The sequence below is a fragment of the Paraburkholderia sp. BCC1886 genome, from assembly GCF_900996245.1.
GTDB lineage: Bacteria > Pseudomonadota > Gammaproteobacteria > Burkholderiales > Burkholderiaceae > Paraburkholderia.
Window position 1 is genome coordinate 23,700 of the sequence record NZ_CAAJGK010000052.1, and the last position, 14,161, is coordinate 37,860.

Consider the following 14,161-nt stretch of genomic DNA (forward strand, 5'->3'; position numbering starts at 1 on the left):
GAGCTCATGATCAGGTGCGCCGTTTCCCGTTGAAACTCAAGCGAATTCCACTTAGAGAACTACGGCTGGATAGCCGAAAACTTTATGGTCGATGGCGCATCCTGGTGCAATCGAGCAACATAGGGCGCGCGGTGACTGGCCGCCGGCGTCCGGACGCCGGACGCCGGCTAGGCGAAGCGTGTGCGGGACTATCCGGGTTTCCGTCCGGGCGCGCGTGATGGAAAGTGCTGGAGCCTGTATCCCCGGAGCCTTGCCATGTCAGAAGTCGGTTCGACGTTGCTGGTGTTCACGCTGTTGCTGCTCGCCACCGGCCTCGGCGTGTGGGTGCGCCCGCTGCTGCCCGATGAACACAAGGCGCACGAAACCGTGCAGCTGATCCAGCTGGTAATCGGGATGCTGGTCACGTTTGCCGCGCTGGTGCTGGGTTTGATGACCGCATCGGCGAGTTCGAGTTTCGATACGTCGTCGAACGATCTGCGGGCGTACGCGGCCGATCTGATCGAGTTCGACAACACCTTGAGGGAATACGGCAGCGGCACGGACGAATCGCGTCGCCTGCTGCGTGTGTACACCGCGGCGGCGATCGCCTCCACGTGGCCGGACGAGCCCGCACCCGCGGGGGATTATCCGAAGCACCTCGGCTCGCCCGGCAGTACGAGCAGTCTGGAGAACGCGCAACTGGGCGCGATGCTCAACGCGGTGGGGCGGCAGTTGCGGCAGTTGCAGACGCACGATCCGCTGCAACAGCGCACGCTGGACGATGCGCTCGCGCAGTATCGGCGCGTCGTGGATGCGCGCTGGAAAATCATCGAAGAAGCGCACAGCTCGATTTCGCAGCCGTTCTTCAAGACCCTGACGTTCTGGCTATGCGTGATCTTCCTGAGCTTCGGGCTGATCGCGCCGCGTAATGCGCTGGCGCGCGTGACGATTTTGCTGGGCGCGGTGTCGATTGCATCGGCCATCTACGTGATCGTCGATCTGGATACGCCGTTCAGCGGGCCGATCATGATTTCCAGTGCGCCGATGCGGGATGCGCTGGTGCATCTGGGGGGATGAAGTATAAAAAAAGCCCCGCTGGGAGCGGGGCTTGGTGTGCTTATGTGCGGGAGGGCGACTTAGAACGGAATATCGTCGTCCATTTCGTCGAAGCCACCGCCAGCCGGCGCGCTCGGGCGGCTGGCACCGCCACCATTGCCACCGCCGTTGCCACCATTCCCACCCCGCGAACCGCCACCCGACACGGCGCGGCGTTCACCACCACCACCGCCGCCACTGCGTTCCGACGGCTCGCCCCGGCTATAACCGCCTTCGTCGCCACCGCCGCCCATCGACCCGCCGCGGCCCCCCAGCATCTGCATCTGTTCAGCGACGATTTCCGTCGAGTAACGGTCGGTGCCGTCCTGCGCCTGCCACTTGCGCGTGCGGATGCGCCCTTCCAGGTACACCGACGAGCCTTTCTTCAGATACTCCGACACGATTTCGGCGAGCCGGCCGAAGAACGAGACGCGGTGCCATTCGGTGGCTTCCTTCATCTCGCCGGACGCTTTGTCCTTGTAACGATCCGTCGTAGCAAGGCGGATGTTCGCCACTGCGTCGCCGCTCGGAAGATAACGGACTTCCGGATCGGCTCCGAGATTGCCGACGAGAATAACCTTGTTCACGGATGCCATGAGTTTCTCCTGTTGATTCCGTTGCGGGCGGCGCGGCGATTCGCGGTTTCGCGGTGTCGGGGCCGCGAGGCCCAGGACCGGAACTGCGCCTCAACCCGCCGCCGGGTGAGTTCTGAACGATGACGCTTAAGCCCGGCGCGGCGGCTGTTTCATCTTTGCGGCGATTATAAGCCAGCAAAAGACCAGGCCCGAGCAAGTGAAAAACACGGTGCTTGGACCGTCGACTTTAAGCAGCCAGCCTCCGACCACGCCGCCCAATGCCAGACCGATGGACTGCGTGGTGTTATACACGCCGGCGGCCGCCCCTTTGCGCGTACCCGGCGCCAGTTTGGACACGAGCGATGGCTGCGACGCTTCGAGAATATTGAAGCCGAGAAAGTACACGAAAAGAATGCCCGCCACGCTCAGAATCGTATGCGGAGCGACGCCCAATAACAATTGGCCGATCAGGATAAGAGCGATGGCCGACAGCAGCACGGTTTTCATCTTGCCGCGCTTCTCGGCGGCGATGATGGCCGGGACCATCATCACGAACGAGAGGCCCATGACCGGCAGATACACCTTCCAGTGCGATGCGACCGGCAAGCCGCCGGCTTCGAGGATGCGCGGCACGACGAGGAACAACGCCGTTTGCGTGGCATGCAGAACGAGCACGCCGAAATTCAGACGCAGCAGTTCGACATTGCGCAGCACTTCGGCGAACGGCGCACGCACGTGCACCGGTTTCGGCGCATCGGGCACGACCCACAGCACCACGCCGATCGCGACGATCGAGAACACGCCGACCAGCGTGAAGAGTCCGCTCATGCCGACCCACTGGAACACGATGGGCGCACCGACGATCGCCACCGCGAACGAGATGCCGATACTGCCGCCGACCATCGCCATCGCTTTGGTACGGTTCTGCTCGGCCGTCAGGTCGGCGATAAAAGCGATGACCGCCGAGGACACCGCGCCCATCCCCTGAATCACCCGACCGACGATGATCCACGTCATGTCGTGCGCGCCCGCGGCGACGAAACTGCCGAGCGCGAAGATAAGCAGGCCGGTGGCGATGACCGGCTTGCGGCCGATCTTGTCCGACACCCAGCCATAGAAGATGTAAAGCATGGACTGCGTGACGCCGTAAGCGCCGAGCGCCACGCCGACCAGCCAAACGTTATCGCCGCCGGGGATGGTCTTCGCGTAGATGGAGAAGACCGGCATGATCATGAAGAGCCCCAGCATGCGCAGCGCGAAGATAGCGGCAAGCGACACGGTCGCGCGCAATTCGGGCGCGCTCATGCGTGAGGATGTGGCGGACGGATTGGACATCGGAGCGTTCTTTGAATGAGCTGTGCGGAGCAGGCGCACGGCACGGCCAACAGGTGGAACGGCGTTCAGGCAAACGGCCTCGCACGTTCCCGCTGTCGACTCGCGGTGCCTCGGGGGTTGTCTTGTACTTGCCTTGTACTTGCCTTGTACTTGCCTTGTACTTGCCTTGTACTTGCCTTGTACTTGCCTTGTACTTGCGGAAATCGGCCCCAGTTAGACCGGGTCACGCCACGGGTCATAACTTGGGTCATACCTATTTCCGGCGGCATCGGACCGGTGCCCGACAGCTTGCCTCGCGCGCCCATTCGGACTGTCGGCAAGCCATAACGGCGGTCCTGAAAAGTCGTTATAGTAGCAGGTTTAGCCCCTCCCTCTTTCCGCCAGTTCATGGAATAAATCCGTGGAACAAATCCGTATTCGTGGGGCTCGCACCCACAACCTGAAGAACGTCAATCTCGATCTACCCCGTCACAAGCTCGTTGTAATCACGGGCCTCTCAGGCTCGGGAAAGTCGTCGCTTGCATTCGACACGCTGTATGCGGAAGGACAGCGGCGCTACGTCGAAAGTCTCTCTGCCTACGCGCGTCAATTCCTGCAATTGATGGAAAAGCCGGATGTCGATCTGATCGAAGGCCTGTCGCCGGCCATCTCGATCGAGCAGAAGGCAACCTCGCACAATCCACGTTCCACCGTCGGCACGGTCACCGAAATTCACGACTATCTGCGCCTGCTGTTCGCGCGGGTCGGCACACCGTATTGCCCGGACCACGAGATTCCGTTGCAGGCGCAAAGCGTATCGCAAATGGTCGATGCCGCGCTCGCGCTGCCCGACGATACGCGCCTGATGATCCTGGCTCCGGTGGTCGCCAATCGCAAAGGCGAGCATGTCGAACTGTTCGAAGAAATGCAGGCGCAAGGTTTCATCCGCTTCCGGGTCCGCTCTGGTGGCGGCACGGCGAACGAAGGCGTCGCGAAAATCTACGACGTCGACTCGCTGCCGAAGCTGAAGAAGAACGACAAACACACGATCGACGTGGTCGTGGACCGCCTGAAGGTCCGCGACGATATGAAGCAGCGTCTGGCCGAATCTTTCGAAACCGCGTTGCGTCTCGCCGACGGCCGCGCGATCGGACTCGAGATGGACACGGACCGGGAACATCTGTTCAGCTCGAAGTTCGCCTGCCCGATCTGTTCGTATTCGCTGCAGGAACTCGAACCGCGTCTGTTCTCGTTCAACAACCCGATGGGTGCGTGCCCCGAGTGCGACGGTCTCGGTCAGATCACCTTCTTCGATCCGAAGCGGGTGGTCGCTCACCCCTCGCTGTCGCTCGCGGCGGGCGCGGTGAAGGGATGGGACCGGCGCAACCAGTTCTACTTCCAGATGCTGCAGAGTCTCGCGGCGTTCTACGAGTTCGACATCGACACGGCGATCGAAGATCTGCCGGAGAAGGTCCGCAAGATTCTGCTGTTCGGTTCGGGCAAGCAGGAGATTCCGTTCTCGTACATCAACGAACGCGGCCGCACGTCGGTGCGCGAGCATGTGTTCGAAGGCATCATCCCGAATCTGGAGCGGCGGTATCGCGAAACCGATTCGGCGGCGGTGCGCGAAGAGCTTGCCAAGTATCAGAACAACCAGCCGTGCCCGGCGTGCGCCGGCACCCGGCTGCGCCGCGAAGCGCGCTTCGTGCGCATCGGCGCGGACGACACCGCGCGCGGCATCTTCGAGATCAGCGGCTGGCCGTTGCGCGACGCGCTCGGCTATTTCCAGACGCTGCGGCTCGAAGGGGCGAAGCGCGAGATCGCCGACAAGGTGGTCAAGGAAATCGTCGCGCGGCTCATGTTCCTGAATAACGTCGGGCTCGATTACCTGTCGCTCGAACGCAGCGCGGAAACGCTCTCCGGCGGCGAAGCGCAACGCATCCGGCTCGCGTCGCAAATCGGCTCCGGGCTGACTGGCGTGATGTACGTGCTCGACGAACCGTCCATCGGCCTGCATCAGCGCGACAACGACCGGTTGATCGCCACGCTCAAACATCTGCGCGACCTCGGCAACTCGGTGATCGTCGTCGAACACGACGAGGACATGATCCGCATGGCCGACTACGTGGTCGATATGGGACCGGGCGCGGGCGAGCACGGCGGCATGGTGATCGCCGAAGGCACACCGGAAGAAGTCCTGCAAAACGCCGCGTCGATGACCGGCCAGTACATGTCCGGCGCGCGCAACATCGAGTATCCGAACGAGCGCAAGCAGCCGGACGAACGGCGTCTGCGCATCGTCGAGGCGTATGGCAACAACTTGCAGCACGTATCGCTCGATCTGCCGGTGGGGTTGCTCACGTGCGTGACCGGTGTGTCCGGATCGGGCAAATCGACGCTGATCAACGACACGCTCTATCACGCGGTCGCGCAGCATCTGTATGGGTCGGCTACCGAGCCGGCACCGTACGAGTCCATCGAAGGCCTGGAGAATTTCGACAAGGTCATCAACGTCGATCAGTCGCCGATCGGCCGCACGCCGCGCTCGAACCCGGCCACTTACACCGGCCTGTTCACGCCGATCCGCGAACTGTTCGCCGGCGTGCCGGCGGCCAAGGAACGCGGCTACGAGGCCGGCCGCTTCTCGTTCAACGTGAAGGGCGGCCGTTGCGAAAGCTGCCAGGGCGACGGCGTGCTGAAAGTGGAGATGCACTTTTTGCCGGACGTCTACGTGCCTTGCGACGTGTGTCACGGCAAGCGCTACAACCGCGAAACGCTCGACGTTCAGTACAAAGGCAAGAACATCAGCGAAGTGCTGGACCTGACGGTCGAAAACGCATATGAGTTTTTCAAGCCGGTTCCGGTCGTTGCGCGCAAGCTGAAAACGCTGCTGGACGTCGGTTTAGGCTATATCCGGCTGGGTCAGTCGGCCACTACGTTATCGGGTGGCGAAGCGCAGCGCGTCAAACTTTCGTTGGAACTGAGCAAGCGCGACACGGGTCGCACTCTCTACATTCTCGACGAGCCGACCACCGGTCTGCATTTTCACGACATCGCATTGCTGCTGGAGGTGATCCATCGTCTTCGAGAACAGGGCAACACCGTCGTGATCATCGAGCATAATCTCGATGTGATAAAAACTGCCGACTGGGTGATCGACCTCGGGCCGGAAGGTGGCGCGGGCGGTGGTCAGATCATCGCTCAAGGCACGCCGGAGCAGGTCGCGAAGTCCAAGGCAAGTTTTACCGGCAAGTATCTGGCGCCATTGTTGAAACGCGCGGCCAGTCGACAGTAACGCTGCACAAACGGTTGGAGACGGAATAAGCCATGGCCACCAAGCGGAATCAGGCGCGCGACGACGGGCAGGTGCAGGACCTACGCCCACGCCCGGTCAGGCTGACGAGCGACACGGTCCTGCCGAAACTGTCGGCGGTGGAAATCGGCAGTTACGTGATGATGCTGCTGGGCATGTGGGCGGTCATCGAACTCAAGTTGCTCGGCGCCCTGCTCGCGGGGCTGCTGGTGTTTCAACTGGTGCACACCATCGCGCCGCGCATCGAGCGGCATATGTCGAGCAAGCGGGCGCGCTGGCTGGCCGTGGTGCTGCTGTCGGTGGTGATCGTCGGGGCGTTGACAGGGCTCACGCTCGGCATCATCGAACACTTCGAGAACGACGTGCCGAGCGTGCAAAAGCTGCTCGACCAAGCCATGCAACTCATCGACGAAGCTCGCGGGCGCATTCCGCAGTTCGTCGCCAACTATCTGCCGGTCGACACCGAGCAGATGAAAACCAAAGCCGCCGAACTGATGCAGACGCATGCCAACATGCTGCAGCAAAGCGGCAAGACGGCGGCGCGTGCGTTCACGCATATTCTGATCGGCATGATCATCGGCGCGATCATCGCGGTCGGCGCGCAGAAGCATATGCAGCGCTTGCCGCTTTCCACCGCGTTCGTCACGCGGGTCACGCGGTTTGCGGACGCGTTTCGCCGCATCGTGTTCGCGCAGGTGAAGATTTCGGCCATCAACGCGGCGTTCACCGGCATTTTCCTGCTGGTGATCCTGCCGCTCGCTCACGACACGCTGCCGCTCTCCAAGACCCTCGTGCTGGTCACGTTCATCCTCGGATTGCTGCCGGTCATCGGCAATCTGATGTCGAATACGATCATCGTCGCGGTGGCGCTGTCGGTGAGCTTTCCGGCGGCAATCATGTCGCTCGTGTTTCTGATCCTGATCCACAAGCTCGAGTATTTTCTGAACGCGCGCATTGTCGGCGGGCAGATCGAGGCGCGTGCCTGGGAACTGCTGCTCGCGATGCTGGTGATGGAAGCCGCCTTCGGCATCCCCGGCGTGGTGGCCGCGCCCATTTTTTACGCGTATATCAAGCGGGAATTGATCTTTCTGCGGCTGGTTTAACAGGCCGAGATGCCGGCGGCGGGGCCACCGTTCCAGATTACTAACAGAAAGCTTGCAGGGAACGCCGCAATTCCATAAGATGCGAACAATTCCTATTTGCACCTGAGCGTTCCGCGTGACACCCCATCCGTTTTTCCGCCTTGTCGCGCCGGACCGGGCATGAGGCGTCAATTCGTCCGATTGCACCGCTGGTTCGGTGTCGCCACTGCCTTATTCCTGTTTCTCGCCGGCCTGACCGGCGCGATCATCGCGTGGGACCATGAACTCGACGCGTGGCTCAATCCGTCGTTCTACAAGGCCCGCACCGCCGCTCCCGCGCTGTCGGGGCTGGAACTGGCGAACCGGCTCGAAGCCGCCGATCCGCGTCTGCAGGTCAGCTATCTGCCGCTCGAAGCCGAGCCCGGCAGTACGCTGCAGATCATGGTGCTGCCGCGCACCGATCCGGCGACGCATCGACCCTATCCGCTCGATTTCAATCAGGTCGCGGTCGACCCCGCGACCGGCGCCGTGCAAGGCCGACGCGAATGGGGCGTGGTCTCGTTCGCGCCGATCAACCTGATCCCGTTCATCTACCGCTTTCACTACACGCTGACGCTGCCGTTCGCCGGCGGCTTCGATATCGGCACCTGGCTGATGGGCTGCGTCGGCATCGTCTGGGTATTCGATAGTGCGATCGCGCTGTGGCTATCGTTTCCGAGTTTCAAGGCGTGGCGCAAGTCGTTCGCGTTCCGCTTCAAACGCGGCGGCTACGCGCTCACGTTCGATCTGCATCGCTCGGGCGGCGTCTGGATCTGGGGATTGCTGCTCATCATGGCCGTCACCTCCGTCTCGATGAACCTCTCGGCGCCCGTGGTGCGTCCCATCGTGTCGGTGTTCTCGAAGCTCACGCCGAACGCGCTGACCAATCCGGAAATGCTGCGCGCCCCGCAACCCGGCGATCCGGTGTTGAGCCGCGAGCGCATCGTGCAGATCGCACGCGACGCCGGCGCGGCGCAACATCTGAAAGCACCACCGGGCGGTTTGTACTATGTCGAGTTCATCCACGCTTACGGCGTCGGCTTCTATACGCCCGGCAACGATCACGGCGATGCGGGCCTCGGCAATCCGTGGATGTATTGGGACGCGGCCACCGGCAAGCCGCTCGGCGCGCAGATTCCCGGCAAAGGCACGGCCGGCGATATCTTCACGCAGGTGCAGTTCCCGCTGCATTCGGGACGCATCCTCGGGCTTGGCGGGCGGATTCTGGTGAGCGTGCTCGGGCTGGCAGTCGCCGTGCTGAGCGCGACAGGACTGCTGATCTGGCTGAAGAAACTAAATGCGCGGCGCCGTTCGGCGCACAACGCGAATACTGCACGCGATTCGGGTCGCTCCGTCGTTCGGTCCTGAGCCGGCTGCATACTGGTTGCTTGCATACCGGCTGCATACCGGCAGGACCGCACACTGCACGCCATGCAGCGTGCAGCGTGAATGCTCTACCGGAACACTACCGTCTTGCTGCCGTTCAACACGACGCGATGCTCGACGTGCCACTTCACGGCGCGCGCGAGCGTCACGCATTCGACGTCGCGGCCAATCGCCGTCAGCTGCTCCGGCGTCATGCTGTGGTCAACCCGCTCCACTTCCTGCTCGATGATCGGACCTTCGTCGAGATCGGTCGTCACGTAATGAGCCGTCGCGCCGATCAGTTTCACGCCGCGATCGAACGCCTGGTAATACGGCTTCGCGCCCTTGAAGCTCGGCAAAAACGAATGGTGAATGTTGATCGCGCGGCCCGCGAGCGCTTCGCACAGTTTCGGCGACAAAATTTGCATGTAGCGGGCGAGCACCACGAGATCGGCCTGATGCTCGTCGATCACTTCCAGCACGCGCGCTTCCTGCGCGGCTTTCGCGTCGGGCGTCGCGCCCATCAACGGGAAGTGGTGGAACGGAATGTCGTAACTCGCGGCGAGTTGATAAAACTCCTTGTGGTTCGAAATGATGGCCGCAATCTCGATACCGAGTTGTCCCGTGCGATAGCGGAACAGCAGGTCGTTCAGGCAATGGCCGATTTTCGACACCATGATCACCACGCGCGGTTTCACCGACGCGTCGTGCAACTCCCAGCGCATGCCGAACTGTTCGGCGAGCGTCCCGAACGTGGCGCGCAGCGCGTCGAGTCCCGGGTCGCCGCCCACCTGCTGGAAATGCACCCGCATGAAGAACTCGCCGGTACGGCTGTCGCCAAACTGCGCCGAGTCGAGAATATTGCTGCCACGCTCGAACAGAAAGCCCGATACCGCATGGACGATGCCGGGCCGGTCGGCGCACGACAGTTTGAGGATAAAGCTGTGATCGGTCGACATGACCTGGGTGACTCCCTTCTTCAATGCGTGGTTTGTTCGGGGTGATGCGGTGCGCTCGAGCTGCAACATTCAAGCCGCGGCGTTCATGCAATCGTTCGTTCCAGAACCGGTGGCGCAAATAGCGCCTCGATACCTGGACACGCGTCGGCGTCGATCCAGCGGCGCCGCAACAGACAATCGAGCGTGGCCAGACTCGCGTCGACGGTCATCGCGTCCTCTTCGATCCAGCGCGCCACTTCGTCGATGCGCGCGAGCCGGTGTTCGCCCACTTCACCGTCCTGATTGCGCGGTGCGAAATCGGCCGGCAACGCCAGGTCGAAGATGAAAATCTGTTCGGCCTGCGTGCCTTCCGGCAAGGATTGCAACACATGCGCGGTACGGCCAGCCGTGGCGCGCGCGGCGATGTCTTCGGGAATGCCGGCTTCTTCCCAGCATTCCTTCACGATGGTCTGTGCGACGCTGAAGCCCCAGCCGATTCCGCCCGCTACGACATTGTCGAGCATGCCGGGATCGGTGGCTTTGGTGTCGCTGCGGCGCGCAATCCAGAGCTGAGGTGCGCCGCCGCCCGCGTATTCTACGACGCCGTTCAGATGCACCGCGTAGGTCAGGGTTCCGAAGAAGCGCGACGCGGCGCGTTCGATATACGCAAGCGGCGCAGCATCGAACGCATTGCGGATCGCGTAGGTTTCGTTGCGCCAGCCCGGAATCCGGCCGTCGGCGGCGAGTGCGCCGATCACCGAACCGAGCGCCGCGCTGCGCAGATCGACAGTGTCGAAGGCCGGCGCAAGCGTCACGCGCGTGGCGTCGATCTCGAAGACATCGGGCCAGCGCGCGAGCAGCGGCACATCGCTCGAACGGATCCAGCCGACCTGTTCGGCGCCGATATGAAACGGCACGTGCGCCTGAATATCGAAGCGGCGCGCGGCGGTGATGCAAGGCAACGTCATCTGAAACTCCCAACAGTTCTTTCCGTTATGGCGGACTCGATTAATCGCGCAGCGCCACGCGAATGCCGATCGCAATGAAGGTCGCGCCCGCCAGCCGGTCGAGCCATACGCCGACGCGCGGCCGGCGCTTGAGCCAGCCGCCGATCATCCCCGCGGCCACGCCGAACAGCGAAAACACCACGACCGTCTGCAACATGAACAGCACGCCGAGTTCCAGCATCTGCAGCGTGACGCTCTGCGCGCCGTCCGGCACCACGAACTGCGGCAGGAACACGACGAAGAACAGCGTGACCTTCGGGTTCATCAGATTGCCGAGCACGCTTTGCCGGAACACGGCCAGCAAGGGTTGCGGCGCGCGCTCGTGCGCGGCGGCCAGGCCCTGGCTGCGCAGGGCCTTAATGCCGATACAGATCAGATACGCGGCGCCGGCCAGCTTGATCGCCTCGAACGCGAGCGGCGACGAGCGCAGCAAGGCGGCCACGCCGAGCGTGGCCAGCGTCGTATGAAACGTGAGACCGGCCGCGAAGCCTAACGCCGCGACGAAACCCGCTGCGCGCCCCTGCGCGATACCGCGCGCGAGCACTTGCAGATTGTCGGGGCCGGGCGCCACGGTGATGGCAATCGACGTGGCGAGAAACAGCAGGAAGTGGGGCATCGGATTTCACCTCGTTCGGTTCGGGCCGCAACATGCGTACGCGGGCAAACAGTCGCTCAATGGCCGTCGAAACTGGTCACCGTGTAGAGCGGCAGGCCGGCCTCGCGCAGGAGCTTCGAGCCGCCGAGTTCCGGCAGATCGATGATCGCCGCGCCCTCCACGACCTCGGCGCCGAGCCGGTCGAGCAGGATCTTGCCGGCCATCATGGTGCCGCCGGTGGCGATCAGATCGTCGACGATCACCACGCGTTGGCCGGGTTGGCAGGCGTCTTCGTGAATCTCGACGGTCGCGGTGCCGTACTCGAGTTCGTACGATTGCGCGAGCCGCTTGTAGGGCAGCTTGCCCTGCTTGCGGATCGGCACGAAGCCCAGGTTCAGCTCGTACGCGAGAATCGGCCCGATGATGAAACCGCGCGCATCCAGCCCGGCGATGTAGTCGAGTTCGGCGTCGATATAGCGCTGCACGAACAGGTCGATCAGCACGCGCAGCGATTTCGGCTCCTGCAGCAGCGGCGTGATATCGCGGAACTGCACGCCCGGCTGCGGCCAGTCGGGCACCGTGCGGATGTGGCTTTTGATGTAGTCGGCCGCATCGCGCGGCGCGCTGGCGGGCGCGTTGGACATGCTGTCTCCGGGTGGATCACGACGGATCCGGTGAAAAGGCTGCGGTCGATGCCTGCGATGTGAGGCTAAACAGCAGCCCATACAGCAGCCTGTAAAGCAGGCTAAAAAGCGCGGCTCAAGCCGCCGCGCCGCCGCGACGGTGCTTCGACAGCCGCTCTTCGGCCGCCGCCAGTTGCTCCGGCAGCCCACGCAACACGACGATATCGCTCGCGCGCAACTTGGTGGACGGGTCCGGCTCCACGCCGCGAATGCCATGCCGGCGGATCGCCGTCACTTCGACGCCGATCTCGAACAGACCCAGTTCGGCCAGCGTGCGGCCCACCGAGTCCGAATTCGGGTCGACCGGCACCGATTGTAGCCGCACCTGTTCATGGCCGTCGTCGTCGTCCACGTCGTCCGCACCGTGGAAATAGCCGCGCAACAGCGCATAGCGCTCATCGCGCATTTCCTCGACACGCCGCACCACGCGCCGCATCGGCACGCCCATCACCACCAGGGTGTGCGAGGCCAGCATCAGACTCCCCTCGACGATTTCCGGAATCACCTCGGTCGCGCCGGCGGCCAGCAGCTTTTCCAGATCGGCGTCGTCGACGGTGCGCACGATTACCGGCAACGTGGGCTCGAGCTCATGAATGTTGTGCAGCACGCGCAGCGCCGACGGCGTGTTCGCATACGTGATGGCGATCGCCGCCGCGCGGTGGATGCCGGCGGCGAGCAGCGACTCGCGCCGCCCGGCATCGCCGAACACCACCGACTCGCCGGCCGCGGCCGCCGCCTGTACGCGATCGGGGTCGAGATCCAGCGCGACATACGAGAGGCCTTCGTGCTCCAGCATGCGTGCCAGATTCTGCCCCGCGCGACCGTACCCGCAAATGATCACGTGGCCGCTCTGTTTCAGGCTTTGCGTGGCGATGCGCGTCATTTGCAGCGACTGCATCATCCATTCAGTGGACGACAGCCGCAGCACGATGCGGTCGGCGTTCTGGATCAGGAACGGAGCGGCCAGCATCGACAGGAGCATCGCGGCGAGAATGGCCTGCAGCAGCGTGGCGTCGACCAGATGCTTGTCGAGAATCAGATTCAGCAGCACGAACCCGAATTCGCCCGCTTGCGCGAGGCCGATGCCGGTGCGCATCGCGACGCCCGGCGACGCGCCGAACAGGCGCGAGAGGCCGGTCACCATCACGGCCTTCAACAGAATGGGCCCGACCAGAAAACCCAGCACGAGCAGCGGATGCTCCCAGATCACACGCGGATTGAGCAGCATCCCGGTGGTCACGAAGAACAGCCCGAGCAGCACGTCGCGAAACGGCTTGATGTCTTCTTCGACCTGATGCCGGTACGGTGTCTCGGCGATCAGCATGCCGGCAATGAACGCGCCGAGTGCGAGCGACAGCCCGAACTTGTCGGTGATGAACGCGGCGCCGAGCGTCACCAGCAACAGATTGAGAATGAACAGTTCCTGCGAGCGACGCCGTGCGACCACGTTGAACCAGCGCGTCATGAAGCGTTGCCCGACGATCAGCAGCAAGGCCAACGCCACGACGATCTTGATGGCCGCGACGCCGAGCGCGTTGACGAGGTCCTTCGAATCGCCGCCGAGCGCCGCGATGATGATGAGCAGCGGCACCACCGCCAGATCCTGGAACAGCAGCACGCCGAAGATATTGCGGCCGTGCTCGGTCTCGATCTCGAGCCGCTCGGCCAGCATCTTGCTGACGATCGCCGTCGACGACATGGCCAGCGCGCCGCCGAGCGCGACACTCGCCTGCCACGTGATATGCACCCAGCGCTCGAGCACGAAGCCGAGCGAGACCGCCACCGCGATCGTGCCGATCACCTGCAGCAGACCCAGCCCGAACACGAGGCGCCGCATCGAGCGCAGCTTGGCCAGCGAGAACTCGAGGCCGATCGAGAACATCAGAAACACGACGCCGAATTCGGCGAGGTTTTGCGCGCCTTCCGAATCGGGAATCAGACCGAATGCATGCGGTCCGACGACGATGCCGACCGTCAGGTAGCCGAGCATCGGCGGAAGATTCAGAAAGCGAAATATCACCACGCCCGCTACCGATGCCAGCAGCAGGAACAGCGTCATTTCGAGCGGGGAAATCATCGGCAAAAACGCATCGGTAAAGCGTCCTCGTTCGTCATCGGAACCGCGCACGCAAACCGCCGTGCGACAAGGTTGAGGGGCCGGTAAAGGCAGCGTGGA

At 63.1% G+C, this 14,161-nt stretch carries 11 protein-coding genes; 4 read left to right on the forward strand and 7 right to left on the reverse strand.

The window, feature by feature from the left end:
* Positions 1–255 precede the first annotated feature (255 nt).
* Complete coding sequence (locus FQ746_RS18195; RefSeq protein ID WP_144110939.1) at positions 256–1,056, forward strand: DUF4239 domain-containing protein; 801 nt, start codon at positions 256–258, stop codon at positions 1,054–1,056.
* 59 nt (positions 1,057–1,115) lie between these two features.
* Here the strand turns inward: FQ746_RS18195 and FQ746_RS18200 are convergent, their stop codons facing one another.
* Together FQ746_RS18200 and FQ746_RS18205 are read right to left on the reverse strand one after the other, a co-directional pair.
* Positions 1,116–1,670, reverse strand: coding sequence for a single-stranded DNA-binding protein (locus FQ746_RS18200; RefSeq protein ID WP_144110941.1), 555 nt, complete (start codon positions 1,668–1,670; stop codon positions 1,116–1,118).
* 126 nt (positions 1,671–1,796) lie between these two features.
* Positions 1,797–2,984, reverse strand: a complete 1,188-nt coding sequence (locus FQ746_RS18205; protein WP_144110943.1) for an MFS transporter — start codon at positions 2,982–2,984, stop codon at positions 1,797–1,799.
* Positions 2,985–3,384: 400 nt separating this feature from the next.
* On the opposite strand from FQ746_RS18205, the gene uvrA reads away from it, so the two are divergent.
* The 3 genes from uvrA (at position 3,385) to FQ746_RS18220 (ending at position 8,765) form a co-directional block, all read left to right on the forward strand.
* Positions 3,385–6,258: an excinuclease ABC subunit UvrA gene (gene uvrA / locus FQ746_RS18210; RefSeq protein ID WP_144110945.1), complete on the forward strand. Its 2,874-nt coding sequence runs from the start codon at positions 3,385–3,387 to the stop codon at positions 6,256–6,258.
* A 32-nt stretch (positions 6,259–6,290) separates the two neighbouring features.
* Complete coding sequence (locus FQ746_RS18215; RefSeq protein ID WP_144110947.1) at positions 6,291–7,379, forward strand: AI-2E family transporter; 1,089 nt, start codon at positions 6,291–6,293, stop codon at positions 7,377–7,379.
* A gap of 159 nt (positions 7,380–7,538) precedes the next feature.
* Complete coding sequence (locus FQ746_RS18220; RefSeq protein WP_144110949.1) at positions 7,539–8,765, forward strand: PepSY-associated TM helix domain-containing protein; 1,227 nt, start codon at positions 7,539–7,541, stop codon at positions 8,763–8,765.
* Positions 8,766–8,851: 86 nt separating this feature from the next.
* On the opposite strand, the gene purU is transcribed toward FQ746_RS18220, so the two are convergent.
* The 5 genes from purU to FQ746_RS18245 form a co-directional block, all read right to left on the reverse strand.
* A complete protein-coding gene (gene purU, locus FQ746_RS18225) occupies positions 8,852–9,721 on the reverse strand; it encodes a formyltetrahydrofolate deformylase (protein ID WP_144110951.1) in 870 nt (289 codons plus the stop codon).
* 83 nt (positions 9,722–9,804) lie between these two features.
* Entirely contained in the window at positions 9,805–10,668 is an 864-nt protein-coding gene (locus tag FQ746_RS18230) for an NUDIX hydrolase (RefSeq protein ID WP_144110954.1), read from the reverse strand.
* A 40-nt stretch (positions 10,669–10,708) separates the two neighbouring features.
* Positions 10,709–11,323, reverse strand: coding sequence for a LysE family translocator (locus tag FQ746_RS18235; protein ID WP_144110956.1), 615 nt, complete (start codon positions 11,321–11,323; stop codon positions 10,709–10,711).
* 56 nt (positions 11,324–11,379) lie between these two features.
* A complete protein-coding gene (locus FQ746_RS18240; RefSeq protein WP_144110959.1) occupies positions 11,380–11,946 on the reverse strand; it encodes an adenine phosphoribosyltransferase in 567 nt (188 codons plus the stop codon).
* A 115-nt stretch (positions 11,947–12,061) separates the two neighbouring features.
* Positions 12,062–14,062: a monovalent cation:proton antiporter family protein gene (locus tag FQ746_RS18245; RefSeq protein ID WP_144111488.1), complete on the reverse strand. Its 2,001-nt coding sequence runs from the start codon at positions 14,060–14,062 to the stop codon at positions 12,062–12,064.
* Positions 14,063–14,161 lie beyond the last annotated feature (99 nt).

Excerpts from the sequence above, each read along its gene's own strand:
- FQ746_RS18195 (WP_144110939.1), top strand. The coding sequence starts at position 256 with ATGTCAGAAGTCGGTTCGACGTTGCTGGTGTTCACGCTGTTGCTGCTC.
- FQ746_RS18230 (WP_144110954.1), bottom strand. The coding sequence starts at position 10,668 with ATGACGTTGCCTTGCATCACCGCCGCGCGCCGCTTCGATATTCAGGCG.
- FQ746_RS18220 (WP_144110949.1), top strand. The coding sequence starts at position 7,539 with ATGAGGCGTCAATTCGTCCGATTGCACCGCTGGTTCGGTGTCGCCACT.
- FQ746_RS18235 (WP_144110956.1), bottom strand. The coding sequence starts at position 11,323 with ATGCCCCACTTCCTGCTGTTTCTCGCCACGTCGATTGCCATCACCGTG.
- FQ746_RS18245 (WP_144111488.1), bottom strand. The coding sequence starts at position 14,062 with ATGATTTCCCCGCTCGAAATGACGCTGTTCCTGCTGCTGGCATCGGTA.
- FQ746_RS18205 (WP_144110943.1), bottom strand. The coding sequence starts at position 2,984 with ATGTCCAATCCGTCCGCCACATCCTCACGCATGAGCGCGCCCGAATTG.
- FQ746_RS18240 (WP_144110959.1), bottom strand. The coding sequence starts at position 11,946 with ATGTCCAACGCGCCCGCCAGCGCGCCGCGCGATGCGGCCGACTACATC.
- FQ746_RS18215 (WP_144110947.1), top strand. The coding sequence starts at position 6,291 with ATGGCCACCAAGCGGAATCAGGCGCGCGACGACGGGCAGGTGCAGGAC.
- purU (WP_144110951.1), bottom strand. The coding sequence starts at position 9,721 with ATGTCGACCGATCACAGCTTTATCCTCAAACTGTCGTGCGCCGACCGG.
- FQ746_RS18200 (WP_144110941.1), bottom strand. The coding sequence starts at position 1,670 with ATGGCATCCGTGAACAAGGTTATTCTCGTCGGCAATCTCGGAGCCGAT.